Source organism: Streptomyces sp. NPDC019443 (genome assembly GCF_044389785.1).
GTDB lineage: Bacteria > Actinomycetota > Actinomycetes > Streptomycetales > Streptomycetaceae > Streptomyces.
Genome location: NZ_JBIRYJ010000004.1, coordinates 1 through 26254, shown reverse-complemented (window position 1 = coordinate 26254; position 26254 = coordinate 1). Strand labels below are relative to the sequence as shown.

Below are 26254 nucleotides of genomic sequence, written 5' to 3'. Positions count from 1 at the left end.
TCGTCACCGTGGCAGGACGCTTCGCACAGAACCAACCCACCCGCACCACCGTGCGAGGCGGTCACACCACCGTGCCCGCCCCCACCGGCATCCCCAGGCAGGCGTCCGCGTCCCACACCCGCCGCTGGACCCCGCCCGGACCCCTCGACCTCGGCCTCGTCCTCGGCCCCCTCCGCCGCGGCCCCGCCGACCCCACCTTCCGTACCACCCCCGACGGCTCCGTCTGGCGTGCAACCCGTACGCCCGACGGCCCCGGCACCCTCCGGGTCGCCCTCCGGCCGGCAGCCGCGCAGGCCGAGGCCGAAGCATGGGGCCCCGGCGCACAGTGGCTGCTCGGCCGGCTGCCGGAGCTGCTCGGGTCGCAGGACGAGCCGGACCTTTTCGAGCCCCGCCACCGCCTGGTCGCCGCGTCCCAGCGTCGCTGCCCCGGCCTCCGCCTCACCCGCACCGGACTGGTTCTCGAGTCCCTGATCCCCTCGATCCTGGAGCAGAAGGTCACCACGGACGAGGCGTACCGCGCCTGGCGGCTGCTCGTACGGAAGTACGGCGAGCCCGCCCCCGGACCGGCCGACGGTTCGCACCGTATGCATGTCATGCCGGACCCGTCCGCCTGGCGGATGATCCCCTCCTGGGAGTGGCACCGCGCCGGCGTCGACAACAAGCGCGCCTCCACCATCCTGCGCGCTGTCCGCGTCGCCCGCCGCCTGGAGGAGGCCGCGGCGATGGAGCCCCAACAGGCCCAGGAACGCCTGGAGTTGATCCCCGGCATCGGCCCCTGGACCTCCGCCGAGACGGTCCAGCGCAGCAACGGTGCCCCCGACGCGGTCACCGTCGGCGACCTGCATCTGCCCCGCATCGTCGGCTACGCACTCGCGGGCGACCGCAACGCCGACGACGCGGCGATGCTCGAACTCCTCGCCCCCTACAAGGGCCAACGCCACCGCGCCGCCCGCCTCATCCTCCTCGGCGGCCGCACCCCGCCCCGCCGCAAGCCGAAGATGCCACGCGTCGACATCGGCGCGCTGTAGAACGCCGAGGGCCCGGTCGGAAACTGACCGGGCCCCCATGCCTCACCCGCGTCAGCCGGTGGTCATCTTGTTCCTCCAGCCGTCGTCACTGTTGCCGACGATCTCGACTCCGGAGTGCGCCATCTCCCCGCGCGAGCCCGCGTAGAAGCGGACAGCACCGTCCGCCCGCAGTGTCCAGATGTCAGGGATGCCGTCCTTGTTGGCGTCGGGTGTGCCCACAAGCAGCCGGATGTTGCTGGTGGCCCAGCCGGAGGCGCCGTACTGCTCGTCCACGCCGTTGGCCGAATTGGCCGCGGCCGCCGGAGAGTTGAGGTCGACACCGCCTGAAGCGCCCGCCTTGCCCGTACGCCGAGGGGCGCAATGGGGCGGCCGGCTCCGCTCTCGCGCAGCGAAGCCTTCGCGGGGACCCGCCCGCTCAGCGGACCGCGATGAAGTCCCCCGGCTGCCGCGCCGGGCGTTCCTTCGGCGGTGCGGCGGCGTGCCCCACCGCCACCGCGCCCATCGGGTCCCACCCCTCCTCAAGCCCCAGCACATCCCGTACCACCTCGCGGCAGAACATCGTCGACGACACCCACGCCGAGCCGAGCCGTTCGCCCGCCAGTGCCACCAGGAAGTTCTGCACGCCCGCGCCCGCCGCGACCACGAACATCTCGCGTTCGGCGGTGTCCCGGCGCGGATCCCCGTAGTGGTGCGAGCCGTCCATCACCAGGCAGGGGACGACCAAGTACGGCGCGTTGCGCAGGACATCGCCCCGCTTCACCCGCTTCGCGATGGACTCCTCCGACTTGCCGTCGCGCCGCAGATCAGCGATCCACGCGTCCCGCATCGCGTCCAGCAACTCGGCGCGGGACGAAGCGGATTCGAGCAGTACGAAGCGCCACGGCGTCGTGTGATGCGGCGCCGGAGCAGTCACCGCAGCCGCGACCGCCCGCCGGACCGCCCCACCGTCCACCGGCTCGTCGGTGAACTCCCGCACCGTACGGCGCTGGGTGACCGCCTCCCGTACCGCCTCCGACGTACCGAGGCGGAACATGTCGTCCGCGGCGGTGCGCACCATCGCGCGGGCGCCGTCGCCCTCCTCGACCAGATGCGGCAGACCACGCACCACCGCGACCGGCAGGCCCTCCGCCTTGCCCTTCACCAGGTCACCGGCGGCGGCCAGTTCGTCCGCGGTGGCGACGACGGTCGCGCTCAGCGGATTGCCGTGCGCATCAGACCCACCCCGCAGATCGTCGAGGACCCGCACTCCGGCCGCGCCGATCGCGACATCCGTCAGGCCGTTGCGCCAGGGCCGCCCGAAGGTGTCCGTGACGATCACGCCGACGTCGACGCCCAGCGCCGCCCGCAGCCCCTCGCGGATCGCGCGCGCCGAGGCATCAGGGTCGGCAGGCAGCAACAGCACAGTTCCGGCAGGGGTGTTGGAGGCGTCGACGCCTGCCGCGGCCATCACCAGGCCCTGCCGGTTCTCGACGATACGAAGGGGCCCGCGGCGCGCCACCACGCGTACCGTCTCCGCGTCTATCGCCGCCTCACGGTCCGCCGCGTCGACGACCCGCCCCTCCGCCTTGCTCACGATCTTGGACGTGACCAGCAGGACGTCGCCGTCCACGAGCCCCGGCTCCGTGGCGGCGATCAGCTTGGCGAGGTCGTCGCCCGGCCGGACCTCGCCAAGACCGGTCAGCGCCCAGACGCGGTACGAGGGAGAGGGAGGAGAGGGCGAAGACGAGGGCGAGCTCACGCCCGTACCTCCTCGGCCAGCTCCAGCGCCTGCCGCGCCATCTCCGCCGTCGCGTCCAAGTCCGTCATCAGCAGCGGCACCGCCCGGCAGCGGATCCCCGCCCCTTCGACCTCCGCCACCGCGCCCGCGTCCACCGTGTCGACCAGCCAGCCGTCCAGCAGCCCGGAGCCGTAGTGCTGGGCGACGGCCGCGGCGGTCGCCTCCACGCCCACCGCCGCCAGCACCTTGTCGGCCATCCCGCGCACCGGCGCGTCCCCGACGATGGGGGACAGGCCCACCACCGGGACGCCCGCCTCGGCGATGGCCTCGCGGATTCCCGGCACCGCCAGGATCGTGCCGACGCTGACGACGGGGTTGGACGGCGGGAAGACGATCACGTCGGCGGAGGCGATCGCCTCCAGCACCCCCGGCGCGGGCTTCGCCTGGTCCGCGCCGACCGGCACGACGGCCTCCGCGGCCACGGACGCCCGCAGCTTCACCCAGTACTCCTGGAAGTGGATGACCTTCCGCTGGCCCTCGACCTCGACGGCGACATGCGTCTCCACGCGGTCGTCGGACATCGGCAGCAGCCGCACGCCCGGGTTCCAGCGGGCGCAGAGCGCTTCGGTGACGGCGCTGAGCGGATAGCCCGCGGCGAGCATCTGTGTACGGACGATGTGCGTCGCGAAGTCGCGGTCACCGAGGCCGAACCACTCGGGCCCCACGCCGTAGGCCGCGAGCTCTTCCTTGACCCGGAAGCTCTCGTCCGTACGCCCCCAGCCCTGCTCCTCATTGATGCCACCGCCGAGGGTGTACATCACGGTGTCGAGGTCGGGACAGACCTTCAGCCCGAACAGATGGATGTCGTCACCGGTGTTGCCGATCACCGTGACGTCCGCTTCGGGCGCGGCCTGCCTGAGACCGCGGAGGAAACGGGCGCCGCCGATGCCGCCGGCCAGAACCACAATGCGCATGAACAGCAGTCTGTCAGGCGGGCACGACGTCGCGTTCGGCCGGGGAGCACTGGGCATGATGCATCGGCATCTCGGTCAGACCCGGGTGGTAGATGTGCAGACTGACGGCCGGTTCGAGCGAATCATTGACGACTTCGTGCACATAGCCGGGCGCGAACACTCGCTGCGCGCCCGCGGCGAGAGACCGGGAGGCCTGCTCGCTGCGCTCGGTGAGCTCGCCGTCGAGGACGGTCAGGACGCCTGACGACAGTCCGTGGTCGTGCAGCCCGCTGCCCTGACCGGGGACCCAGGACAGCAGCCACACCTCGTAGCCGGGTCCGGTGCGCAGCCGGTGGTACCAGCGGGAGGTGGTGTCGTACTGGACGAGGTGGGCCCACTGCGCGCGGTCTGCGGCGATGGAGCGGGCCAGCCCCACGAAGTCGGCGACGGTGGCCGGGTGCTCGCGGGCGGGCTGGAGCAGGTGCTGTACGGCGAGGATGTCGCCGGCGATCTGGAGGTCGCTGTCGCTGTTCATGGGTGCGGTGGTTCCTCGGCAGAGAACGTGAGTTGCAGTGCTGGGGGCCCGGACGGAGTCCGGGGGAGGGTGTCGCAGGGCATGCGGTGCAAGCGGTGCATGCGGGCTGAGCCGCATTCGGTGAGTGGCTGGAGCGCTACGGCGCAATCAACAGCTGGAACAGCAACAGCGCGCCTGGACAGCGCTGCGGAACCCACGGAGTGGGGTCGCGGTGTGCGCTGAGGTCGCTGGCATGGAATCAAAGGTGACGGCTGGGGTCCTTACTGTCAACTCAATGACCGATTTGGCGGTAATGTTTCACCTCATCCGGTTACTGGGTGCGGAGAAAGGTTTGTGCAGCCGTGGCCGCGGAGACATGGCGCAGCAACCGTGCTCGTAAACGTCGTTGCGGCCCCGTGATCGGACTGTGATCCGGATCGCTTAATTGGCTCGATCGCAACAAGATCGAACCCTGCGGCGTCTCCTCCTCGTGAGAGGAGGGTGCGGGGGCAGGCCTCTGGCATGTGTCAGGTTTTTAGTGATTTGAACACTTTCCGCATAGCTTTGGTTCCGCAGAGTGAATACCGGGCCCAATAGCAGATCTCAGCTTGACTGGCCCGGAGCCACACACTTGTAATTTCACTCGTGTCGTTCGGCCGAAAATCGACAACGGCAACATCACGGGGACGCAAAGACAGATCGAGGGGCGCACATGACCGAGCTGTTCGAACAACTGCTGGTCGAGGACGCGGACGAGGAACTCGGCTGGCAGGAGCGCGCGTTGTGCGCCCAGACCGATCCCGAGTCCTTCTTCCCCGAGAAGGGCGGTTCCACCCGCGAGGCCAAGAAGGTCTGCCTCGCCTGCGAAGTCCGCTCCGAATGCCTTGAGTACGCCCTCGCCAACGACGAGCGATTCGGGATCTGGGGCGGCCTGTCCGAACGCGAACGCCGTCGGCTGAAGAAGGCTGCCGTCTGAAACCCGCACCGATATCCGAAGCCCGATCCAAAGTCCGATCCGGGGCCCGACCCCGGGCCCGATCCGAGGCCCGGCCGGTAACCGAAGCTCGACCTGAGGCCCCACCCCGGGCCCGACGAAACACCACAAGCAGGTACGTAACCCTCGGTCCGCCGACTGCATCCTGACCGCAGTCGGCGGACCGTTCGTGTACCAGCCGTTAGTGTGGGGCCCCGTCCGAGACGCTCCAACGCCCCTACGGGGCGACCCCCCGGCCGGAGGGCCCGTACCTCAATGTCCGCCACCACAGCCGCGTTCGCCCCCGCACACCCGCCCGAGTTCCCGCGGCACGTCGTCACCGCCGTGCTCGTCTCCCACGACGGCGCACGCTGGCTCCCCGACGCCCTCGCCGGACTCCTCGGCCAGGAACGCCCCGTACAGAACGTCGTCGCCGCCGACACCGGCAGCGCCGACGACTCCGCGCGGCTGGTCACCGAGGCACTCGGCGCCGAGCGCGTACTGCACCTCGCCCGCCGCACCGGCTTCGGAAGCGCAGTCGAGGAAGCGGCCCGCACCGCGGGCGTGCTCACCCCCGACGACCTGCCCTACCTGAAGCGGCCCAGCGGCTGGGATCCTGTCACCAGGAGCTGGCGCGACGACGCGTACGACATGCCCGAACTGCCCTACGGCGAACCCGTCCAGTGGCTGTGGCTGCTCCACGACGACTGCGCACCCGAACCCGACGCCCTCGCCGAACTGCTGCGCGTCGCCGACTCCGACGAATACGCCGCCATCGTCGGCCCCAAACTCCGCGGCTGGTACGACCGCAAGCAACTCCTCGAAGCAGGCGTCTCCATCGCCAACAGCGGACGCCGCTGGACCGGACTCGACCGCCGCGAACAGGACCAGGGACAGCACGACCAGATCCGCTCCGTCCTGTCTGTCTCCTCCGCCGGCATGCTCATCCGCCGTGACGTCTTCGAGCAGCTCGGCGGCTTCGACCGGCGGTTGCCCCTCATGCGCGACGACGTCGACCTGTGCTGGCGCGCCCACGCCGCCGGCCACCGCGTCCTCATCGCCCCCGACGCCGTCATGCGGCACGCCGAAGCCGCCGCCCGCGAACGCCGCACTGTCGACTGCGCCGGCCGCTCCGTCGCCAGCCCCCACCGCGTCGACAAGGCCGGCGCCGTCTACACCCTGCTCACCAACTCACGCGGCGCCGCCTTCCCCTACGTACTGCTGCGCATCGTCTTCGGCACCCTGCTGCGCACCCTCGCCTACCTCGTCGGCAAAGTCCCCGGCCAGGCCGTCGACGAAGTCATGGGCCTCTTCGGCACCCTGCTGCGGCCCGAACGGATCATCGCCGGACGCCGCAGGCGCGCCAAGCAGGGCGGCGCCGTCGAAGCGGGCGAACTGCGCCCGCTCTTCCCGCCGCCCGGCGCGACCATCCGCGCCACCGTCGAACAGGTCGCGGGCCACGTCGGCGGCGGCTCCGACGCCGACTCCGGCGGCTCACGCCACGGCGCCGTCGAATCAGGACCCGGCGGAGACGACGCCGACTTCCTCGAGATCGAACAGTTCGCACGCCTGAAGAAACTCGCCCGCAAGCCGGGGCCGGTGCTCTTCGCCGTACTGCTCCTCGTCTCGCTCGTCGCCTGCCGCGGACTCTTCGGCAGCGGGGCGCTGGCCGGCGGCGCACTCCTGCCCGCCCCCGCCGACGTCTCCGACCTGTGGTCCCGCTACGCCGACAACTGGCACCCCCTCGGCACCGGCGGCACCCAGACCGCGCCCCCCTACCTCGCCGTGCTCGCCGCCCTGTCCACCCTCTTCCTTGGCTCCACCGGCTTCGCGCTCACCGTGCTGCTCGTCTGCTCGGTCCCGCTCGCCGGACTCACCGCCTACTTCGCCTCCCGCCCCATCGTCGAATCCCGGCTGCTGCGGGCCTGGGCGAGCATCGCGTACGCCTTCCTGCCCGCCGCGACCGGCGCACTCGCCACCGGACGGCTCGGCACCGCCGTCCTCACGATCCTGCTGCCGCTCATCGCCCGGGCAGGCGTCGCGGCCCACGGACTGCGCAGCGGCACCGGCGGCGGGCGCGGCAGCTGGCGCGCCACCTGGGCGTACGCGCTCCTGCTCACCCTCGCGATGGCGTTCACGCCCATCCTGTGGCTGATCGCGCTCGTCCTCGGCGTCGCCGTCCTCGTGCTGCGACGCGACGACATCACGGCGTACGGGCTGCGCTTCCTCGCCGCCCTCGGCGCCCCGCTGCTCGTCCTCGCACCCTGGTCGCTGACCCTGCTGACCGGCCCGTCCGCCTTCTTCCGCGAAGCCGGACTCGAATTCGGCACCGGATCGGCGAGCGCACTCGACCTCCTCGGCATGAGTCCCGGCGGCGCCAAGGCCGCAGGCGGAATCCTCTTCATCGGCGTCGTCCTGGCGGCACTCGCCGCCCTGCTGCGCGGCGAACGGCAGTTCGCGATCCGTGCCTCCTGGGCCGTGGCGCTGGTCGGACTCGTCTTCGCGGTGATCGCCAACGGCTCCGGCTGGGCAGGCCCGGCCACCCTCGTCTACAGCATCGCCCTGCTCGCCGCGGCCGTACTCGGCGCCGAGGGCGGCCGTGCCCGCGTCGCCGCCCAGGACTTCGGCTGGCGCCAGCCGGTCGCCGGCCTGATCGCCCTCGCGGCCGGCCTGGCACCCCTGCTCGCCGCGGGCAACTGGATGCTCAGCGGCGCCGCAGGCCCGCTGGAACGGCGCGACCCCGTCCAGGTGCCCGCGTTCGTCGCAGAGGAGAGCGACACCCGCGACCAGCCGCGCACCCTCGTCCTCGGCGGGACCTCGGCCGCCAAGGTCTCCTACACCCTCGTACGCGGCTCCGGCGGCCGGCTCGGCGACGCCGAACTCGCCGAGGCGGGCGGCAGCGACCCCCGCCTCGACAAGATCGTCGCGAATCTCGTGGCAGGCTCCGGCGCCGACCAGACCAGCCAGCTCAGCGGATTCGCCATTCGCTACGTACTCGTACGCGACGGAGCACCCCGCCAGACCAGCCGCGTCCTCGACGCCACACCCGGCCTGAGCAGGCTCAGCCAGCTCGACGGCAGCGCACTGTGGCGCGTCGACCGCCAGGTCGCCAGGGCCACCATCGTCAGCGGCAAGGGCGACCCGCTGCCTGTCGCGTCCGACGCCGTCGAGGCCCACGCCAAGATCCCGGCGGGTCAGTCGGGACGGGTGCTGCGCATCGCGGACCGCGCGGACGACGGCTGGCAGGCCACGCTCGACGGCCGCGTACTGAAGAAGACCACCGTCGACGGCTGGGCCCAGGGCTTCGAACTCCCCGCCGAGGGCGGCCGGCTGGATCTGACGTACGACGGCCCCGCCACCCACACCGGCTGGATCTGGGCCCAGGTCGGGCTCGCGCTGGTGCTGCTGGTCCTCGCACTGCCGGGCAGGCGGCGGGAGATCGACGACGACCTGCCGGACGAGGAGATCGTGGTCCCCGCCCAGGCGGTGGAGGGCGAAGGGCGCAGGGCACGCAGGCTGCGCGCGCAGGCGGAAGCGGAGATGGAAGAGGAGGCCGGGACTTCGTTGCCTTCCTCGTCTTCGTCGTCTTCGTCGTCTTCGTCGTCTTCGCCGCCCGAGGCTGCCGCGGCCCACCCCGATCCGTACGCTCAACTCCCCGCCGAACAGGACGCCTTCGCGCAGCAACAGCAAGGGGGGCAGCAGCAGTCGCCCTATGTGGCGGTGCCGCAGCAGCAGTACGGCGAATGGGACGCGCAGTCGTACGCGGACGCCGGATACGCCGCCCCGTACACCAACGAGCAGTACCAGGGCGCCACGTACGGCGCCGAGCAGCAGTACGGCGGGGAGCAGCAGTACGGCGGGGAGCAGTACCAGCAGCCGTACGAGCAACAGCCGTACCAGGGCGAACAGTTCCAGGACCCGTACCAGGCCGACCAGTACCAGCCCGCGTCCTACGCCGACGGGCAGTACCAAGAGGGTCAGTACCAAGACGGGCAGTACCAGGAGGGTCAGTACGACCCCTACGCCTACGGCAGCGAGACCGACCAGCACCCCGACCCGAACGGCAACGCCGGCAACGCAACGCGAGGCGAGTCAGAGTGAAGCGCACAACCATCTCCCTGCTCGCCACCGCCACCGCCCTCGCCGCGGTCACCGGTGTCGCCGCGCTCACCGCGCCGGACGGTGGTGCGGCGACGGACGCCAAGGCCCCGGCGCGGCTTCCGGTCGAGCGCTCCAGCCTGCTCTGCCCCGCGCCGAGCAGCTCGGAGGTCGCGAAGACCGACTACACCTCCTTCACCCCGGCGGGAACGGCCGGGGACGCGAAAAACGGTACGGGCGAACTGAAGCCGTCCACGGCCGTGTTGACGGACCCGGACACCGCGCCCAAGAAGGACGACGCGACGACGAAGGACGGGGCCAAGAAGGGCGACGCGGCGAAGGGCGACGCGGCGAAGGGTGCGAAGAAGCCCGCGCCCGGCAAGCCGGTGCTCGCGCTGAAGGAGCCCGGCAAACCCGTCGCCGCCACGGCCGAGGGCGGCGATGCTCCCGCCCTCGTCGGCACGGCCACCGGCCGCCTTGCCCCCGGCTGGACCACCCAGCAGACCACTACGGTCACCGCGGGCGGCTCGCGCGGCCTGCTCGGCCTGAGCTGCACCGGGCCGGACACCGACTTCTGGTTCCCCGGCGCGTCCACGGCCGAGGACCGGCAGGATTACGTCCACCTCACCAACCCCGACGACACCGCGGCTGTCGCCGACATCGAGCTCTACGGCAAGGACGGCGCCCTCAAGACCACGCTGACCGAGGGCATCCCGGTCCCCGCCGGATCCAGCGTCCCGGTCCTGCTCTCCACCCTGACAGCCGCCGAGCCTGCCGCGGATGTGACCGTTCATGTCACCACCCGTACCGGACGGGTGGGGGCCGTGGTGCGGGCCGCCGACGACAAGGCGGGCAGCGACTGGCTGACCGCCTCGGCCGACCCGTCGGGCACCGCCGTGCTGCCCGGCATCCCGGCAGACGCCACATCGGTACGTCTGGTGGCCTTCGCGCCCGGCGACGACGACGCCGACCTGAAGGTGCAACTCGCGGGCGCGGGCGGCCGGATCACCCCGGCCGGACACGAGACGCTGCACGTCAAGTCGGGCATGACCGCGAGCGTGGACCTGCTGGACGTCACCAAGGGCGAGGCCGGATCGCTGATCCTCAGCCCGTCCCAGAGCGGCCGGGGGACCCCGGTGGTCGCGGCGCTGCGCGTCGTACGCGGCAAGGGCGACAAGCAGGAGGTCGCCTACATCCCGGCGACCGCGCCGGTGGGGGCGCGGGCGACCGCCGCCGACAACCGGGCCAAGGGCTCGACGCTCTCCCTGACCGCGCCGGGCGCCACCGCGCAGGTCAAGGTCACCGCATCGGCGGGCACGCAGGGCGGCACCCAGGTCGTCAAGACGTACACGGTCAAGGCCGGTACGACGCTGGCGGTCACCCCGCCCGTCCCGGCCGGCCTGAAGGGCTCGTACGCGCTGACGGTGGAGACGCAGTCGGGCGGCCCGGTGCACGCGTCGCGGACGCTGGCGCTGCCGCAGAACGGCATCTCGATGTTCACGGTGCAGACGCTGCCGGACGACAGGGGGACGGTGGCGGTACCGGATGCCGAGCAGGACCTGTCCGTACTCGACGACTGACGTCTGACGTCTGACGGCTATCGGATTTCGATTGACGGATGACGATTGACGGCTGACAAATTTTGAAATCTGTCAGCCGTCAGTCCTGTCCGTACCGCGGATCCACCGACTCCGGCGCAAGTCCCAGCAGCTCCGCGACCTGCTCCACGACCACCTCGTGCACCAGCAGCGCCCGCTCGTCGCGATTCTTCGTGCGGATCTCGACGGGTCGCCGGTAGACCACGATCTGGGCCGGCTGTCCCTTGTTCGCCGGAACCGAGCTGCCCAGCGGCACCGACCCCTCCGGCGCGCCCGGCACGTCCAGTACCAGGAAATCCACGTCGGCCAGCTGTGGCCAGCGCCGTTCCAGCCGTTCCACCGAGTCCTGCACGAGGTCCCGGAAGGACTCGGCCCGGCTCGCGGCGAGGGGTACCTGGGGCGGAGCGACGGGCCCGCGCATGCCGCGGCCGTGGCGGTCGCGGCGGCGCGGCCGTGGCTCGGTCGGGCGGGGAGGTACGGGACTGTCCATCACTGACGCAGAGTAGCTCTCCCCGGCGCGCGGCGATCGCGTGCGCGCGCCGGGCCGGAAGCTTGTCGCTAATTGAACATTCCGGCCAAGCTTGGGCCCGATTGCAGGTCTCCCCGCGATCGCCGATCTCATCGTGATTGACCTCATTTACACCAAGTCATGACCGGATCACGGGCGGTCGTCGACCGCGCGCTTCTCTTTCCGTGCAGGTCAGGGCAGTTGCTGAGGGAGTCGCCACGGACGATGTCGCAGCACGACACGGTGGAGTGACCTGGTGGAGAGTCGTCGCAGCCCGCTCAAGAGTGCGGTACCGTCCAACGTCGTGAGCCCTGTACGTCGCTGTTCGCGCACCGCGTGCGGCCGCCCTGCCGTCGCGACACTGACGTACGTCTATGCCGACTCGACTGCGGTCCTCGGCCCGCTCGCCACCTATGCCGAGCCCCATTGCTATGACCTGTGCGCCGAGCACAGTGAGCGCCTGACCGCCCCGCGCGGCTGGGAGGTCGTCCGGCTCACCGACGGCTCTGCCCCGCCCCGGCCCAGCGGTGACGATCTCGAGGCGCTCGCCAATGCCGTACGGGAAGCGGCCCGCCCTCAGGGGCGTGCGGCCGAGGCCGGTGCGCAGAACGGCCGGCGGACGGCGGACCCGATGGAGGTCGCGCGCCGCGGCCATCTGCGGGTGCTGCGTTCCCCGGACTCCTGAGCCGCCCCTCGCGCCACCTCGGTGCCCCTCGCGCCACCTCGGGTTCATCACTCACTCATGGAATCCCGTACTTGAATCCTGTACGGACCATTGACCTCCGCTTGTCGCGGACACGACGATTCCTCCACTCGCGAGAAACCGCTTTCCGTAACCTCGATGGTCAGCCGGCAGACTCCGCTGCTCGCCCTCGTCGTACCGCTCGTACTGGTCTGGCTCGTCGACGGGCGGCGAGGTCTGCGCGAGACCTGGACACCCGCGATGGCCCGCGGATTCGCTTTCGCAGCTGCCCAGTTCGCGGCGGCCAACCATGTCTCGGCGCAACTCGCCGACATCGGAGCGGCGTTGGTGGGCGCGGCCGCGCTGGTCGCGGTGCCGGGTGCGCGCAAGCCGGCCGCGGAGCCGGTGCGGGCGGCGTGCTGACCGGCGTACGGAGCGAGGACCTGGACCGCGAGGACCTGGACCGCGAGGACCCGCGGCGCGAAGTGGCGCGCGCCTACGCTCCGTACGTCCGGACAGGCCGCCACCATCGGTCACTTCGTGGCGGCGGCGGGCGCGGGCCTCGCCGTCCTCTCGCCGGTGCTCGGCCGGTTCGGCGTCGCCGTGTCCGGCTCGGACGCCTCCGCGAGCGCGCTCTTCGGCGCTCTCCAGGTGACGGCGGCGCGGGAATCGGGGTTCTCTCCGGAGCTGTTGGCGGCTGCCAACAGCTCCGGCGGCGTACTCGGCAAGATGATCTCCCCGCAGAATCTGACGATCGCTTGCGCGGCGGTGGGGCGCGCGGGGAAGGAGGGTGATCTGTTGCGCAAGGTGCTGCCGTGGAGTCTGGGACTGCTCCTGGTGATGTGCCTGATTGTTACGGCGCAGAGCACGGCCGTGGTGGGCTGGATGCTCCCCTGGTTTGTGCGGGTACTTTGTGGTGACCGCAGAGATTCCTGGAGGGGTGGCCCGTGACTGCTGATCTGTCGCAGATCGTGAAGGCGTACGACGTTCGCGGGGTGGTGCCGGATCAGTGGGACGAGCCACTGGCCGAGCTGTTCGGCGCAGCGTTCGTCCAGGTGACGGGAGCGGATGCGATTGTCGTCGGCCATGACATGCGGCCGTCGTCGCCGGGGCTCTCGGGGGCGTTCGCGCGGGGGGCCGCGGCCCGGGGCGCGGATGTCACGTTGATCGGGCTGTGCTCGACGGACCAGCTGTACTTCGCGTCGGGGGTGCTGGACCTGCCGGGCGCGATGTTCACCGCGTCGCACAACCCGGCGCAGTACAACGGCATCAAGATGTGCCGGGCGGGCGCGGCGCCGGTGGGCCGGGACACGGGTCTGGCGGACATCCGCGCGCTGGTCGAGTCCTGGTCCGAACAGGGCGCCCCGGAACCCGCGGCCGATCGAGGCAAGGTGACGGAGCGGGACACGCTCACCGACTATGCGGCCCATCTGCTGTCGCTGGTGGACCTGTCGTCGATGCGTCCGCTGAAGGTGGTCGTGGACGCGGGCAACGGGATGGGCGGCCACACGGTCCCGACGGTTTTCGAGCCCCTTCCCGTCACCCTCGTACCGATGTACTTCGAGCTTGACGGCACCTTCCCCAACCACGAGGCGAACCCGCTGGACCCGGCGAACATCGTCGACCTCCAGGCCCGCGTTCTCTCCGAGGGCGCGGACCTGGGCCTGGCTTTCGACGGGGACGCGGACCGCTGCTTCGTGGTGGACGAGCGGGGCCAGGGCATCTCGCCGTCGGCGATCACAGCACTGGTCGCGGCGCGCGAGCTGGCGAAGCACCCCGGCGGCACGGTGATCCACAACCTGATCACGTCGTGGTCGGTCCCGGAGGTGGTCCGCGAGCACGGCGGGACCCCGGTCCGTACCCGGGTCGGCCACTCCTTCATCAAGCAGGAGATGGCCAGTACGGGAGCGATCTTCGGCGGCGAGCACTCGGCGCACTACTACTTCCGCGACTTCTGGAACGCGGACACGGGCATGCTGGCGGCCCTCCACGTCCTTGCGGCGCTGGGCTCGCAGGAGGGCCCGCTGTCCGGGCTGGTCGCGCAGTACGACCGCTACAGCGGCTCGGGCGAGATCAACTCCACGGTCGACGACCAGGCGGCCCGCACGGCGGCGGTGAGGGCGGCGTACGCGTCCCGCGAGGACGTCACGATCGACGAACTCGACGGCCTGACGGTGTTGACGAAGGCCTGGTGGTTCAATCTCCGCCCGTCGAACACGGAACCGCTGCTGCGCCTGAACGTGGAGGCGCGTGACGAGCAGACGATGGCAAAGGTGAGGGACGAGGTGCTGGGACTGGTCCGGGGGGCGTGACGCCCGGACCAGGGGCGCGGGGCGCGGCCTGGCTGCTACGTATGGGGAACAGCCCCTGTACTGGCCGGACGGGCACGGGGAACAGCCCCCGTACTGGCCGGGCTGGTACGTACGGGAAACAGCCCGTACCGGCCGGACGGGCACGGGGAACAGCCGCCCGTACCCCCAGAACGCGCCGCCCCCCGCCCCCCAGCGGTACGCTGACGTCGCTCGATCCGGATCACCGCGACCGCATGTGCGACATGCGGAATGCCCGAAAGGACACCCCACACATGCCGCTCGAAGCCGGCCTCCTGGAGATCCTCGCCTGTCCGGCCTGCCACGCCCCCCTCCGCGACCGCACGGCAGCCGACACCCCCGAGCTGATCTGCACCGGCAAGGACTGCGGCCTGGCCTACCCCGTACGGGACGGAATCCCCGTCCTCCTCGTGGACGAGGCACGCCGCCCCGCCTGACCCACCACCGCACGGCGATCGGAGGCCCACCCCCATGCTCGACGAGTCGCTCCTCGACGAACCGGAAGCCCTGGCCCGCGCCGATCGCCGAGGACTGCTCCGAGGCGCCGCCGAGGCCGGGGCGCGCCTACGCACCGCCGCCCGGCACGCCGCCGAGGCCGGTATCGCCGAGCTCACCCCCGAGGGCCGCCCACGCGCCGTCCTCCTCGCGGGCTCCGGCACCGCCGCCACCGGCGTCGCCGACCTCATCGGCGCCCTTGCCGGAGCCTCCGCCCCCGTCACCCGGCTCCACCCCACCGGCGTAGCCCCCGCCGCCGGCGCGCTGCGCTGGGCGCTCCCCGGCTGGGCGGGCTCCGTGGACCTTCTCCTTGTCGCGACCACCGACGGCAGCGAACCCGGCCTCGCCCTCCTCGCCGAGCAGGCGTACCGCCGCGGTTGCAACGTCGTCGCCGTCGCCCCCGAGCGCTCCCCGCTCTCCGAGGCCGTCGACGGCGCGCACGGCCTGGTGGTCCCCATGGCCACCGCCCCGCACGAGACGTACGAGGAGATCCAGACCGCGAGCCCCGGCGAGCTGTGGGCCCTGTTCACCCCCCTCCTCGTCCTCCTCGACCGTGTCGGCCTGCTGGAAGCGCCCCCGGAGACCCTCGCCAAGGTCGCCGACCGTCTCGACCGCACCGCCGAACGGTGCGGCCCGGCCATCGCGACGTACAGCAACCCGGCCAAGACGCTCGCCGCCGAGCTCGCCGACAGCCTTCCGCTCATCTGGACAGAGGGCGCGGGCGCCGCCCCGGCAGGCCGCCGTTTCGCCGCCGTACTGGCAGAGCTGGCAGGCCGCCCCGCCCTCGCCGCGGAACTCCCCGAGGCGCTCCCCGCCCACGGCGTGCTGCTCGCCGGCGACTTCGCGGGCGGCGCCGACCCGGAGGACTTCTTCCGCGACCGTGTCGAGGAGCAGCAGGCACTGCGGGCCCGTGTCGTACTGCTGCGCGACCGCCCCGTCGGCGGCCTGAGCGCCGCCCCCGCCGCCCGGGAACTGGCGCTCAGCCACGACACAGCGATCAGCGAGCTCGAACCGGAGGAGGGCACCGATCTCGAGTCGATCGCCGAACTCCTCGCCGTCACCGACTTCGCCGCCGTCTACCTGGCCCTGGCGGCCTCCCACACCCCCAAGTAACGACGCCTCCCGCAAGCACCAGGAAGACAGGAAGAACCGGGAAGACCATGGATCGCCTCTCCAACACCGTGCGCCCCTACGCCTGGGGCTCCACGACCGCCATCCCGGAACTGCTCGGCATCGCCCCCACCGGCGAGCCCCAGGCCGAGATGTGGATGGGCGCCCACCCGGGAGCGCCCTCCCGCGTCACCCGTGCCACGGCCGGGCAGCCGCTCTCGGAGGTGATCGCCGCCGAGCAGCCGCTCTCCGACGTGATTGCCGCCGACCCGGTACGCGAACTGGGCCCCGCGGCCGTCGAGAAGTTCGGTCCGCGTCTCCCCTTCCTCCTCAAGCTCCTCGCGGCCGGCGCCCCCCTCTCCCTCCAGGTCCACCCGAACCTCGCGCAGGCGAAGGAGGGTTACGCAGCCGAGGAGAGCGCGGGCGTCCCGACAGACGCCCCGCACCGCAACTACAAGGACGCCAACCACAAGCCGGAACTGATCTGCGCGCTCACGCCCTTCGACGGCCTGTGCGGATTCCGTACGCCCCTCGAAGCCGCCGATCTCCTCGCCGGACTCGACGTGGACTCGCTCAAGCCGTACGTCGACCTCCTGCACGCCCACCCGGAGGAGGCCGCGCTCCGCGAGGTCCTGACCGCGGTGCTGACCGCCGACCCCGACGAGATGACGGCCACCGTCGCGGAGGCCGCGGCCGCCGCGGAACGGCTCGGCGGCGCCTACGCCCCGTACGCCTCGATCGCGCACCACTATCCCGGTGACCCGGGCGTCATCGCCGCCATGCTGCTCAACTACGTCCAACTCCAGCCAGGCGAGGCCCTGTTCCTCGGCGCCGGCATCCCGCACGCCTATCTCAACGGCCTCGGCGTGGAGATCATGGCCAACTCCGACAACGTGCTGCGCTGCGGACTGACCCCCAAGCATGTGGACGTCGCGGAACTGCTGCGTATCGTCCGCTTCGAGGCGAGCGACCCCGGCGTCCTGCGCCCCGAGGCCTCGCCGTCGGGCGAAGAGGTCTACGACACTCCGACCGACGAATTCCGTCTCTCGCGTTACGTCCTCGCGCCGGACGCGACGCCCCGCGACCTCACCGCACCCACCCCGCAGATCCTGCTCTGCACAGCGGGCAGCGTGACGGCCGGCGATCTGACGCTCGCCCCGGGCGAGTCGGCGTTCGTACCGGCGGGGGACAAGACGGAGATCTCGGGCACCGGCGGCGGCGCGGGCACGGTCTTCCGCGCCACTGTGGTGGCCTGACGCGGCGCCATCTTCAGGGGCTGCAACAATGGCGCATCGCAAAGACCGGGCAAAGTCCGGGCGGCGACCCACGTAGGCACGAAGGGATATCCGGCACACATGAGCGCGTCAGGCGGAACCAAGGCGATCGTGGCGGCACTCGCCGCCAACCTCGCAATCGCGGTAGCGAAGTTCGTTGCGTTCCTGTTCAGCGGCTCGTCGTCGATGCTCGCTGAGAGCGTCCACTCGGTCGCGGACTCCGGCAACCAGGGTCTGCTGCTCCTCGGCGGCAAGAAGGCCAAGCGCGAGGCGACTCCGCAGCACCCCTTCGGCTACGGCCGCGAGCGCTACATCTACGCCTTCCTCGTCTCCATCGTGCTCTTCTCGGTCGGCGGCATGTTCGCGATCTACGAGGGCTACGAGAAGATCAAGCACCCGCACGAGATCGAGGCCTGGTACTGGCCGGTCGGCGTCCTCGTCTTCGCGATCATCGCCGAGTCCTTCTCCTTCCGTACGGCGATCAAAGAGTCCAACGAGACGCGCGGCAAGCGGTCGTGGACGGAGTTCGTGCGCCACGCCAAGGCCCCCGAGCTGCCGGTCGTGCTCCTCGAGGACCTCGGCGCGCTTGTCGGTCTGATCCTGGCGCTCGGCGGCGTGGGCCTGGCCCTGGTCACGGGCAACGGCGTGTGGGACGGCATCGGCACGCTCTGCATCGGCATCCTGCTCATCGTGATCGCGCTCGTCCTGGCGGCCGAGACGAAGTCGCTGCTGCTGGGCGAGGCCGCGGGTCTCGAGGACATCGAGAAGATCAAGGCAGCGGCGGTGGACGGTGACACGGTCACCGGCATCATCCACATGCGTACGCTCCACCTCGGCCCGGAGGAACTGCTGGTCGCGGCCAAGGTCGCTGTCCAGCACGACGACACGGCCGCGGAGGTCGCGGCCGCGATCAACGCGGCGGAGGAGCGCATCCGCGCCGCGGTCCCGATCGCCCGCGTGATCTACCTGGAACCGGACATCTACAGCGAGTCGGCGGCAGCGGCGGGCGTCAACCCGGCGAAGTCCCCGGGCGGCCCGGGCCCGGACGCGGCCCACTGAGCTGCGGCCCACTGAGCTGCGTACGACTGAGCTGAGTACGGCGCTGAGCTGAGTACGACGCGACGGCCCCCCGCCCACACGGGCGGGGGGCCGTCGCGTCATATCCGTACGCGCTACTGGATCTCACGCAGCACATCGAGGACGGCCGTCTCGTCGGGCGCGGCCGACAGCCGGTCCCGAAAGCCGGTGTCCATGAGCTTGCGGGACAGCATCGCCAGAATCCGCAGGTGCTCATCCCCGGCGGCTGCCTCCGGCACCGTGATCATGAAGATCAACTTGGCCTTCGTGCCGTCGAGCGAACCCCACTCGACGCCCTCCGCCGACCGCGCGAATCCGACGATCGGCGCGGTGACCGCATCGGTCTTGGCGTGCGGGATGGCGATCTCCTCGCCGAGCCCGGTGGTGCCCTGGTCCTCGCGGGCGAAGGCGGCCGCCACGAGCGAGTCGGGATCGGCGACCTTGCCGGTGGTGGCGAGCATCGCGGCCATCTCGCGGATGGCGCCGTCCTTGTTGTCGGCGGCCAGCTGAACTTTCACGGTCTGCGCGGTCAGATACCCGGACAGCACCTCGTCCTCGGACGGTTCGGCTGCGGTGGGCGGGGGAGTGAGCGACTTCTCCGTACGTACGCCTCCGGGGCCCGAGACCTCCGTACCGACACCCGTACCGGCACCGACCCCGGCGAGTACCGGTTCCGGCGCCACCCCCAAACCGGCACCGGCACCGGCAGGCACGAGGGCATCCGCCCCCGCAGCGCCACGGTTCTTCCGCTCCTTGATGTCGATCAGCGCATTCGTGGTGATCGCGGTGACGACTGTGCCGATGGCGACGGCCAGGAAGAACATCGGCACCCCACCGACCGCGCCGAGCACGGCCACAATCGGGCCACCGTGCGGAACCGCGTCCCTCACACTGGCCAGACCGGCGATCCCACCGGCCACCGCACCACCGAGCATGTTCGCCGGAATGACCTGGGCGGGCCTTGCCGCCGCGAAGGGGATCGCACCCTCGGAGATGCCGAACATGCCCATGAAGATCGCGGCCATACCGGTCTCCCGCTCCTGCTCCGAGTAGAGCCGCCGCCGGATCAGCGTGGCGAGTCCCTGCCCCAGAGGCATGACCGGAATCGCGGCCGCGCACATACCCATGACGGTCTGGTTGCCGGTCGCGATGAGCCCGGCGCCGAACAGGAACGCGGTCTTGTTGACCGGCCCGCCCATGTCGAACGCGATCATGAGCCCCAGAATCGCGCCCAGCAGAATCGCACTGGTCCCGGTCATGCCGCTGAGCCAGTCGGTGAGATGCGTGAAGACCCACGAGATCGGCTTGCCGATGACGTAGATGAAGAACAGTCCCAGCGCCGTCGTCGCGACGATCGGGATCACGATGATCGGCATGATCGGCCGTGCGAAGTTGGGGACCTTGACCTTCTTGATCCACAGCACCAGATAACCGGCCAGGAAGCCGGTGACGATCGCGCCGATGAAGCCCGCGCCGGCCTTCGAGTCGTACAGCTCACCGGTGTTGGCTATCCAGCCGCCGATCATGCCCGGCACGAGTGCGGGCCGGTCGCCGATCGCGTAGGCGATGTAGCCGGACAGGATGGGGATCATCAGCGTGAAGCCGATGACGCCGATGGCGTTGACGTGTGCCCAGAAGGTCCCCTCCGGGATGATGTAGCCCTTTGAGGTCGCGTCGCCGCCCAGTGCCAGCGAGATGGCGATGAGCAACCCGCCCACCACCACGAACGGGATCATGTACGAGACACCGTTCATCAGTGCCTTGTACGCGGCACTGCGCTCCTTGCCGCCACCGCCGGAGCTGCCAGAGCCGCCCGAGCCGGTCGGCGGCGTGGTGCCCCCGTCTTGGCCGCCCGCCCCGTGCACCGGCGCGTTCTGCACCCGCTCGATCAGTCGCTCGGGGTGGTGAATGCCCTCGGCGACACCGACGACCAGCACCTTCTTCCCCACGAACCGACTGCGGTCGACGTTCTTGTCGGCGGCGATGATGACGCCGTCCGCGTTTTTGACATCGTTGTCAGTCAAGACATTCTCGGCCCCGATGGAGCCCTGCGTCTCCACCTTCATCTCGATGCCGAGCGCGTCTGCGGCCTGCGCCAGCTTCTCCGCGGCCATATATGTGTGGGCGATGCCTGTCGGACAGGCGGTCACCGCAAGCAGCTTCAATGTCCGCTGCTCACTCGCCGGACTGGTCACGTGGTTCTCCTTACACTTCGTGGCGCAGATCGTGCGGATGTCCCCGATCCGCAGAGCATCGTGCACCAGACAAGCGCGCCATCAAAAGCCCCGCGGCCCTACTTGTCACGGCCGACGGACCCTGAATGTGGCCGGAACCCGGCGGTGGGCGGGCTGGGGCCCACTGCGCCGATCGGTGTAGATTCGTGACCAGAGTCAGACGTCGCTGCTGATGGCGGTCGGGCGGTCCCGTTGTGCGGACCGGCCGAGGGAGAGAGGGCCTCCGACGGACTGCACTGCGAGGGCCCGGGCATTGGTATGCCTATGGCCGCCGCAGAGTCAGCCGTACCCACCCTCGACCCAACCACGAGGAGCAGCTCGCATGACGACTGTCGCCACCGGCCAGGATTTCAAGGTCGCCGACCTTTCCCTCGCCGCCTTCGGCCGCAAGGAGATCACTCTCGCCGAGCATGAGATGCCCGGTCTGATGTCGATCCGTAAGGAGTACGCCGCCACGCAGCCGCTGGCCGGCGCGCGTATCACCGGCTCGCTGCACATGACCGTGCAGACCGCCGTACTGATCGAGACGCTGGTCGCGCTGGGCGCCGAGGTGCGCTGGGCGTCCTGCAACATCTTCTCCACCCAGGACCACGCGGCCGCGGCGATCGCGGTCGGCCCGAACGGCACCCCGGAGGCGCCGCAGGGTGTGCCGGTCTTCGCCTGGAAGGGCGAGACGCTGGAGGAGTACTGGTGGTGCACGGAGCAGGCGCTGACCTGGCCGAACACCCCCACCGGCGGCCCGAACATGATCCTCGACGACGGCGGCGACGCCACGCTCCTGGTGCACAAGGGCGTGGAGTTCGAGAAAGCCGGGTCGGCCCCGGACCCGTCGACGGCGGACAGCGAGGAGTACGGGTACATCCTGACCCTGCTCAACCGCACCCTTGGCGAGTCCCCGCAGAAGTGGACGCAGCTGGCTTCGGAGATCCGCGGCGTCACCGAGGAGACCACGACCGGTGTGCACCGGCTGTACGAGATGCACCGCGACGGCACCCTCCTGTTCCCGGCGATCAACGTCAACGACGCTGTCACCAAGTCGAAGTTCGACAACAAGTACGGCTGCCGGCACTCGTTGATCGACGGCATCAACCGTGCCACCGATGTGCTGATCGGCGGCAAGACGGTGGTCGTGTGCGGTTACGGGGATGTGGGCAAGGGCTGCGCGGAGTCCCTGCGCGGGCAGGGCGCCCGGGTGATCGTCACGGAGATCGACCCGATCTGCGCGCTGCAGGCGGCCATGGACGGCTACCAGGTCACCACGCTGGACGAGGTCGTCGACAAGGCCGACATCTTCGTCACGACCACGGGCAACAAGGACATCATCATGGCCGCGGACATGGCCAAGATGAAGCACCAGGCGATCGTGGGCAACATCGGCCACTTCGACAACGAGATCGACATGGCCGGCCTGGCGCAGACCCCGGGCATCGTCAAGGACGAGGTCAAGCCCCAGGTCCACACCTGGACCTTCCCCGACGGCAAGGTCCTGATCGTGCTCTCCGAGGGCCGTCTGCTGAACCTGGGCAACGCGACCGGTCACCCCTCGTTCGTGATGTCCAACAGCTTCGCGGACCAGACGCTGGCCCAGATCGAGCTGTTCACCAAGCCCGAGGAGTACCCGACCGACGTCTACGTGCTGCCCAAGCACCTGGACGAGAAGGTCGCCCGGCTCCACCTGGACGCGCTCGGCGTGAAGCTGACGACCCTGCGCCCGGAGCAGGCCGCCTACATCGGCGTCGAGGTCGAGGGCCCGTACAAGTCCGACCACTACCGCTACTGATCGGCTACTGACACACCCTCAGCAGCAGGTACCCGCGGTACCAGGCAGGCCCCCGCACCCCCGTGTCGGGGGCCTGCCCCGTACCGTCCCCGAACGGCTCCGGCTCCGGTTCCACATCCAGAGCCTCACCGCACAAGGACACCTACGCCCCCATGCCCCGCGGCCGCTATTCGCTCCACGATCCGCACGATCACACCCCCCTCGGCGAAGAACACTTCCAGTGCGCCCCCGGCCCCTCCGGCTGGCGTTACGTCTCCCAGATCACCACCCCCTCCGGCGACCACGTCGGCTCCGTCGACCTCGCCATCGACGAACTCGGCCGTCCCATCCGTCTCGAACTCCACGCCGCGAGCTGGCAGGTCCGCGGTGCCGCCCTCGACGGCGTCACCTGGGTCCGCACCGACCCCACCGGCACTCATGCCACCGAAGGCAATGTCCGCGCCCACGCCTTCACCGGCACATCCCCTGCTTTCCTCGTCGCGACCGCACGTCTCCTGCGACTCACCCCCGGCTCCCCCGCGACGCGCGTCCGCCTCGTCGCCTTCACGGATCCTGTCCTCGCCCCCCGCACTCTCGACCAGTCCTGGGCCCTGATGAAGAGTGAAGCGCATGCCACTGACAATGGCCCCCTGACAGTGGACGAATACCAGGTCAGCGCCCTGGACACGGGTGAGCAGCACATCGTTCACATCGCCGGCGACGTGGTCCTCGCGGCCCCCGGCATCGAACTGGAAGACCTCGAGACCCCGCCCTCGGTCTTCCCCTGACTTCTCCCGGTGGCTTCTCCCGGCGACCGGCCTACGCAGGCGGTGCGAATCCGGTGGTGGGCTTCGACACCGGCTCGGCCCCTGTTGCCACCCCGAGCGGCACATCTGCTCCACGAGCACCGCCGGCCCCTGCGGCCTCAACCGCATCGGCGATCACCGGTCCGGCCGCACCCGGGCGCGCGTCTACTGGTCCTGCGGCAACTGGTCCTGCGTCCACCGGTCCCGCAGCGCCCGCGCCTGCGCCCACCGCGCCCGCGGCTGCTGCGCCACCGCCCCCTGCCCTTGCGGCTGCCCTCGCCTCGGCCCCGAAGGCCCGACGGGCGTCACGTGCCTGCCGCTCATTCACCACGGCAGCCAAATACGCGGCCGGCGGCACTCCCTCCGGCGCGGGAGCCCCCGTGCACGCCGCCAGATCACCGGCCAGCCGCCCCGCCATGGACCAGCTCACCGACGGGTCCAGCTGCCTCATCCGCGTCAGGTACTGACGTATCGCAAGCCAAAGATCGTCCGGCACCCCCGACAGATCGAGCTCGGCGAACCGGCCGACGAGCCACGGCGGCGGAGGCGGCACCAGCGTTCCCCGCGCGGCCGGCATCCGTTCCCGCACCACCAGCGTCCCCGCGAACACGTCCCCTATCCGCCGCCCCCGCGCCGACACCAGCGAAGCGATACAGGCGATGACCCCGAACGACAGCAGGATCTCCACCACGCCCATCGCCCCACGCACCAGCGCATGCCGGAACCGGATCGGCCCACCGTCGTCCCGCACCACCCGCAGCCCACAGGCGAGCTTCCCGAGTGAGCGCCCATGGCTGAGGGTCTCCACGGCTATCGGCGCCCCCACCAGGACCAGCAGGAACGTCGCGATCGACACCGCCATGACCGCCGCCTCGTCCAGCGAGGCAGTCGCCAACGCGAGCCCGATCGATATCAGGAGATACACGGTCCACACGACTACTAGATCGATCACGAGGGCGAGCGCCCGGCTCGGCAGTCTCGCCGGCTGCAGCCCCAGTACAACCGCATCCCCCGTCACAAGCGCACTCACCGCTGCCCGCCTCTTTCCGTAGATCTCCACTGCCCCCTGATTCCTCAGTCTGCCAAGCTGGCCCGCAGCGCGTCGCAGTAGTGCAGTAGTGCCGCAGTAGTGCAGTAGTACGGACCGTACGCACCCAGTGCCTGGAGCAGCAGCCGACCATGGACCTCGATGTCTTCGTGACCGCCCACCGCGCCGAGTGGGACCGCCTGGACCACCTCCTGCACCGGGGACGCCACCTCACCGGCGCCGAGGCCGACGAACTCGTCGCCCTCTACCAGCGCACAGCCACACACCTCTCCCTCATCCAGTCCAGTGCCCCTGACCCGATGCTTACGGGCAAGCTCACCCAGCTCGTGGCCCGCGCCCGCTCCACCGTCACCGGCACCCGACGCGCCACCTGGCGAGACGCGGTCCGCTTCCTCACCGCCGGCTTCCCCGCGGCTGTCTACCGGTCCCGCCAGTGGTGGATACCCACCGCGGTCCTCTCCACGGTCCTCGCCGCGATCATCGGCTGGTGGATCGGCACCCATCCCGAGGTCCAGTCGGCGATCGCCGCCCCCGAAGAACTCCGCCAGCTCACCCGCCCCGGCGGTGAGTACGAGACGTATTACTCCAGCCACCCCGCGGCCTCCTTCGCCGCCCAGGTCTGGACGAACAACGCCCAGGCCGCCGCCATGTGCCTGACTCTGGGCGCGTTCCTCTGCCTCCCGGTGATCTGGATCCTCTTCCTCAATGTGCTGAACCTCGGCGTCGGCATCGGCCTGATGTCATCGGTGGGTCGCCTCGACGTTTTCCTGGGCCTTGTCCTCCCGCACGGCCTGCTCGAACTGACCGCAGTCTTCGTCGCCGCGGGCACAGGCCTCCGTCTCGGCTGGACAGTCATCGACCCAGGCCCTCAATCCCGGCGCACAGCCCTCGCTCAACAGGGCCGCGCCGCGATCGGCATGGCCATCGGCCTGGCCCTCGTCCTCTTCGTATCGGGCGTGATCGAAGGCTTTGTCACCCCCTCGGGTCTGCCGACCTGGGCGCGCATCACCATCGGCATCGTCGCTGAGCTGGCCTTTCTGGCGTACGTCTACATCCTGGGCGGCCGAGCAGCCCGAATGGGCGACATGGGCGACGTGGAGGCGACAGACCGCAGCGCCGAACTCCCGGCCGCTGCCTGATGTGCGATCGCATGCTCTGACCTGCTAGTCTCCTCTTCGCCCCACGAAACCCGTTGACACGGGAGCAGTGGGGAGGTAGATTTTAACGGTTGCCTCGGACTGGACAAGTGCGAGTGTGACCGTTAGTGTCTCTCTCGCTCTCGACGGGAATTGAATTTCCGCAGAGCCTCTCGATTCTTAATCCGGATCACGAAGGTCGATTAGGTCGACCGAAATGCTTCTGATAATGTCGGGTCAGCCGAAAGGCAAACAGGCCACTCCAATCGGCCACTGGATTCGAATTCCTCACCGGAAACGGAACGGAAAGAGATTCTGGTAGGGTTGGAAACGCAAGACCGAAGGGAAGCGCCCGGAGGATCCCGTGAAAAGGGTCTGAAGGAAGCATCCGTTCCTTGAGAACTCAACAGCGTGCCAAAAGTCAACGCCAGATATGTTGATACCCCGTCCATCTTCGGATGGTCGTGGTTCCTTTGAAGTCCTACCGGCCCATGTGGCGGGTAGGCAATTACACAGCGAGGACGCTGTGAACGGCAGGCCTTATTCCGGCTTGTCCGTTCCGCTCTCGTGATGTGTGTCCCGATTACGGGAAAACATTCACGGAGAGTTTGATCCTGGCTCAGGACGAACGCTGGCGGCGTGCTTAACACATGCAAGTCGAACGATGAAGCCCTTCGGGGTGGATTAGTGGCGAACGGGTGAGTAACACGTGGGCAATCTGCCCTGCACTCTGGGACAAGCCCTGGAAACGGGGTCTAATACCGGATGACACTTCCTTCCGCATGGGAGGAGGTTGAAAGCTCCGGCGGTGCAGGATGAGCCCGCGGCCTATCAGCTTGTTGGTGGGGTGATGGCCTACCAAGGCGACGACGGGTAGCCGGCCTGAGAGGGCGACCGGCCACACTGGGACTGAG

General features: G+C 70.1%; 20 protein-coding genes, 1 rRNA gene and 1 pseudogene. 15 read left to right on the top strand and 7 right to left on the bottom strand.

From position 1 onward, the window contains the following. Nucleotides 1–8: 8 nt before the first annotated feature. Complete coding sequence (locus ACH492_RS14350) at nt 9–1028, top strand: DNA-3-methyladenine glycosylase family protein (protein ID WP_398986279.1); 1020 nt, start codon at nt 9–11, stop codon at nt 1026–1028. A gap of 51 nt (nt 1029–1079) precedes the next feature. On the opposite strand, the gene ACH492_RS14345 is transcribed toward ACH492_RS14350, so the two are convergent. The 4 genes from ACH492_RS14345 to ACH492_RS14330 form a co-directional block, all read right to left on the bottom strand. Next, nucleotides 1080–1301, bottom strand: coding sequence for a hypothetical protein (locus ACH492_RS14345; RefSeq protein WP_398986277.1), 222 nt, complete (start codon nt 1299–1301; stop codon nt 1080–1082). Between the two features lie 142 nt (nt 1302–1443). Next, nucleotides 1444–2766: a coenzyme F420-0:L-glutamate ligase gene (locus ACH492_RS14340; RefSeq protein WP_398986274.1), complete on the bottom strand. Its 1323-nt coding sequence runs from the start codon at nt 2764–2766 to the stop codon at nt 1444–1446. Then, entirely contained in the window at nt 2763–3719 is a 957-nt protein-coding gene (gene cofD, locus ACH492_RS14335) for a 2-phospho-L-lactate transferase (protein WP_398986272.1), read from the bottom strand. The genes ACH492_RS14340 and cofD overlap by 4 nt, the downstream gene beginning before the upstream one ends. Before the next feature lie 13 nt (nt 3720–3732). Continuing rightward, nucleotides 3733–4233: a cysteine dioxygenase gene (locus ACH492_RS14330; RefSeq protein WP_398986270.1), complete on the bottom strand. Its 501-nt coding sequence runs from the start codon at nt 4231–4233 to the stop codon at nt 3733–3735. 691 nt (nt 4234–4924) lie between these two features. On the opposite strand from ACH492_RS14330, the gene ACH492_RS14325 reads away from it, so the two are divergent. The 3 genes from ACH492_RS14325 (at nt 4925) to ACH492_RS14315 (ending at nt 10863) form a co-directional block, all read left to right on the top strand. Next, the gene (locus ACH492_RS14325; RefSeq protein ID WP_023541320.1) at nt 4925–5188 is read left to right on the top strand and encodes a WhiB family transcriptional regulator; all 264 of its coding nucleotides are present in this window, start codon (nt 4925–4927) and stop codon (nt 5186–5188) included. Between the two features lie 273 nt (nt 5189–5461). After that, complete coding sequence (locus tag ACH492_RS14320; RefSeq protein ID WP_398986268.1) at nt 5462–9286, top strand: glycosyltransferase family 2 protein; 3825 nt, start codon at nt 5462–5464, stop codon at nt 9284–9286. Continuing rightward, nucleotides 9283–10863, top strand: coding sequence for a DUF5719 family protein (locus ACH492_RS14315; RefSeq protein WP_398986266.1), 1581 nt, complete (start codon nt 9283–9285; stop codon nt 10861–10863). Before ACH492_RS14320 ends, ACH492_RS14315 begins: the two co-directional genes overlap by 4 nt. Nucleotides 10864–10942: 79 nt before the next feature. On the opposite strand, the gene ACH492_RS14310 is transcribed toward ACH492_RS14315, so the two are convergent. Next, nucleotides 10943–11371 (bottom strand): metallopeptidase family protein, encoded by a 429-nt coding sequence (locus ACH492_RS14310; protein ID WP_307665943.1) that lies wholly within the window; start codon nt 11369–11371, stop codon nt 10943–10945. 274 nt (nt 11372–11645) lie between these two features. Between ACH492_RS14310 and ACH492_RS14305 the strand changes: the two genes are divergently transcribed. The 7 genes and pseudogenes from ACH492_RS14305 to ACH492_RS14275 all read left to right on the top strand — a co-directional run bounded on the left by ACH492_RS14305 (nt 11646) and on the right by ACH492_RS14275 (nt 18339). After that, on the top strand, nt 11646–12074 hold the full coding sequence (locus ACH492_RS14305; protein ID WP_307663058.1) for a DUF3499 domain-containing protein: 429 nt from the start codon (nt 11646–11648) through the stop codon (nt 12072–12074). A gap of 144 nt (nt 12075–12218) precedes the next feature. Further along, a pseudogene (locus ACH492_RS14300) lies at nt 12219–13022 on the top strand (L-lactate permease); the annotation flags it as partial. Beyond that, entirely contained in the window at nt 13019–14383 is a 1365-nt protein-coding gene (locus ACH492_RS14295; protein WP_398986264.1) for a phosphomannomutase/phosphoglucomutase, read from the top strand. The pseudogene ACH492_RS14300 and the gene ACH492_RS14295, both read left to right, overlap by 4 nt. 272 nt (nt 14384–14655) lie before the next feature. After that, nucleotides 14656–14838 (top strand): Trm112 family protein, encoded by a 183-nt coding sequence (locus tag ACH492_RS14290; protein ID WP_398986262.1) that lies wholly within the window; start codon nt 14656–14658, stop codon nt 14836–14838. A 34-nt stretch (nt 14839–14872) separates the two neighbouring features. After that, nucleotides 14873–16009, top strand: a complete 1137-nt coding sequence (locus ACH492_RS14285) for an SIS domain-containing protein (protein WP_398986260.1) — start codon at nt 14873–14875, stop codon at nt 16007–16009. A gap of 47 nt (nt 16010–16056) precedes the next feature. Then, nucleotides 16057–17262 (top strand): mannose-6-phosphate isomerase, class I, encoded by a 1206-nt coding sequence (gene manA, locus ACH492_RS14280; protein WP_398986258.1) that lies wholly within the window; start codon nt 16057–16059, stop codon nt 17260–17262. A 99-nt stretch (nt 17263–17361) separates the two neighbouring features. Beyond that, complete coding sequence (locus tag ACH492_RS14275) at nt 17362–18339, top strand: cation diffusion facilitator family transporter (RefSeq protein ID WP_398986256.1); 978 nt, start codon at nt 17362–17364, stop codon at nt 18337–18339. A 113-nt stretch (nt 18340–18452) separates the two neighbouring features. Here ACH492_RS14275 and ACH492_RS14270 read toward each other — a convergent pair whose 3' ends face one another. Then, complete coding sequence (locus tag ACH492_RS14270) at nt 18453–20552, bottom strand: fructose-specific PTS transporter subunit EIIC (RefSeq protein WP_398986254.1); 2100 nt, start codon at nt 20550–20552, stop codon at nt 18453–18455. Between the two features lie 361 nt (nt 20553–20913). Here ACH492_RS14270 and ahcY point away from each other — a divergent pair, with 361 nt between their 5' ends. Together ahcY and ACH492_RS14260 are read left to right on the top strand one after the other, a co-directional pair. After that, nucleotides 20914–22371 (top strand): adenosylhomocysteinase, encoded by a 1458-nt coding sequence (gene ahcY, locus ACH492_RS14265; RefSeq protein ID WP_398986252.1) that lies wholly within the window; start codon nt 20914–20916, stop codon nt 22369–22371. A 152-nt stretch (nt 22372–22523) separates the two neighbouring features. Next, on the top strand, nt 22524–23138 hold the full coding sequence (locus tag ACH492_RS14260; RefSeq protein WP_398986250.1) for a hypothetical protein: 615 nt from the start codon (nt 22524–22526) through the stop codon (nt 23136–23138). 31 nt (nt 23139–23169) lie between these two features. Here ACH492_RS14260 and ACH492_RS14255 read toward each other — a convergent pair whose 3' ends face one another. After that, nucleotides 23170–24186 carry an RDD family protein gene (locus tag ACH492_RS14255; RefSeq protein WP_398986248.1) on the bottom strand — a complete coding sequence of 339 codons (1017 nt, stop codon included), beginning with the start codon at nt 24184–24186 and terminating at the stop codon, nt 23170–23172. Nucleotides 24187–24335: 149 nt separating this feature from the next. Between ACH492_RS14255 and ACH492_RS14250 the strand changes: the two genes are divergently transcribed. Next, on the top strand, nt 24336–25343 hold the full coding sequence (locus ACH492_RS14250) for a stage II sporulation protein M (RefSeq protein ID WP_398986246.1): 1008 nt from the start codon (nt 24336–24338) through the stop codon (nt 25341–25343). 593 nt (nt 25344–25936) lie between these two features. Continuing rightward, nucleotides 25937–26254, top strand: a 16S ribosomal RNA gene (locus tag ACH492_RS14245); the annotation flags it as partial.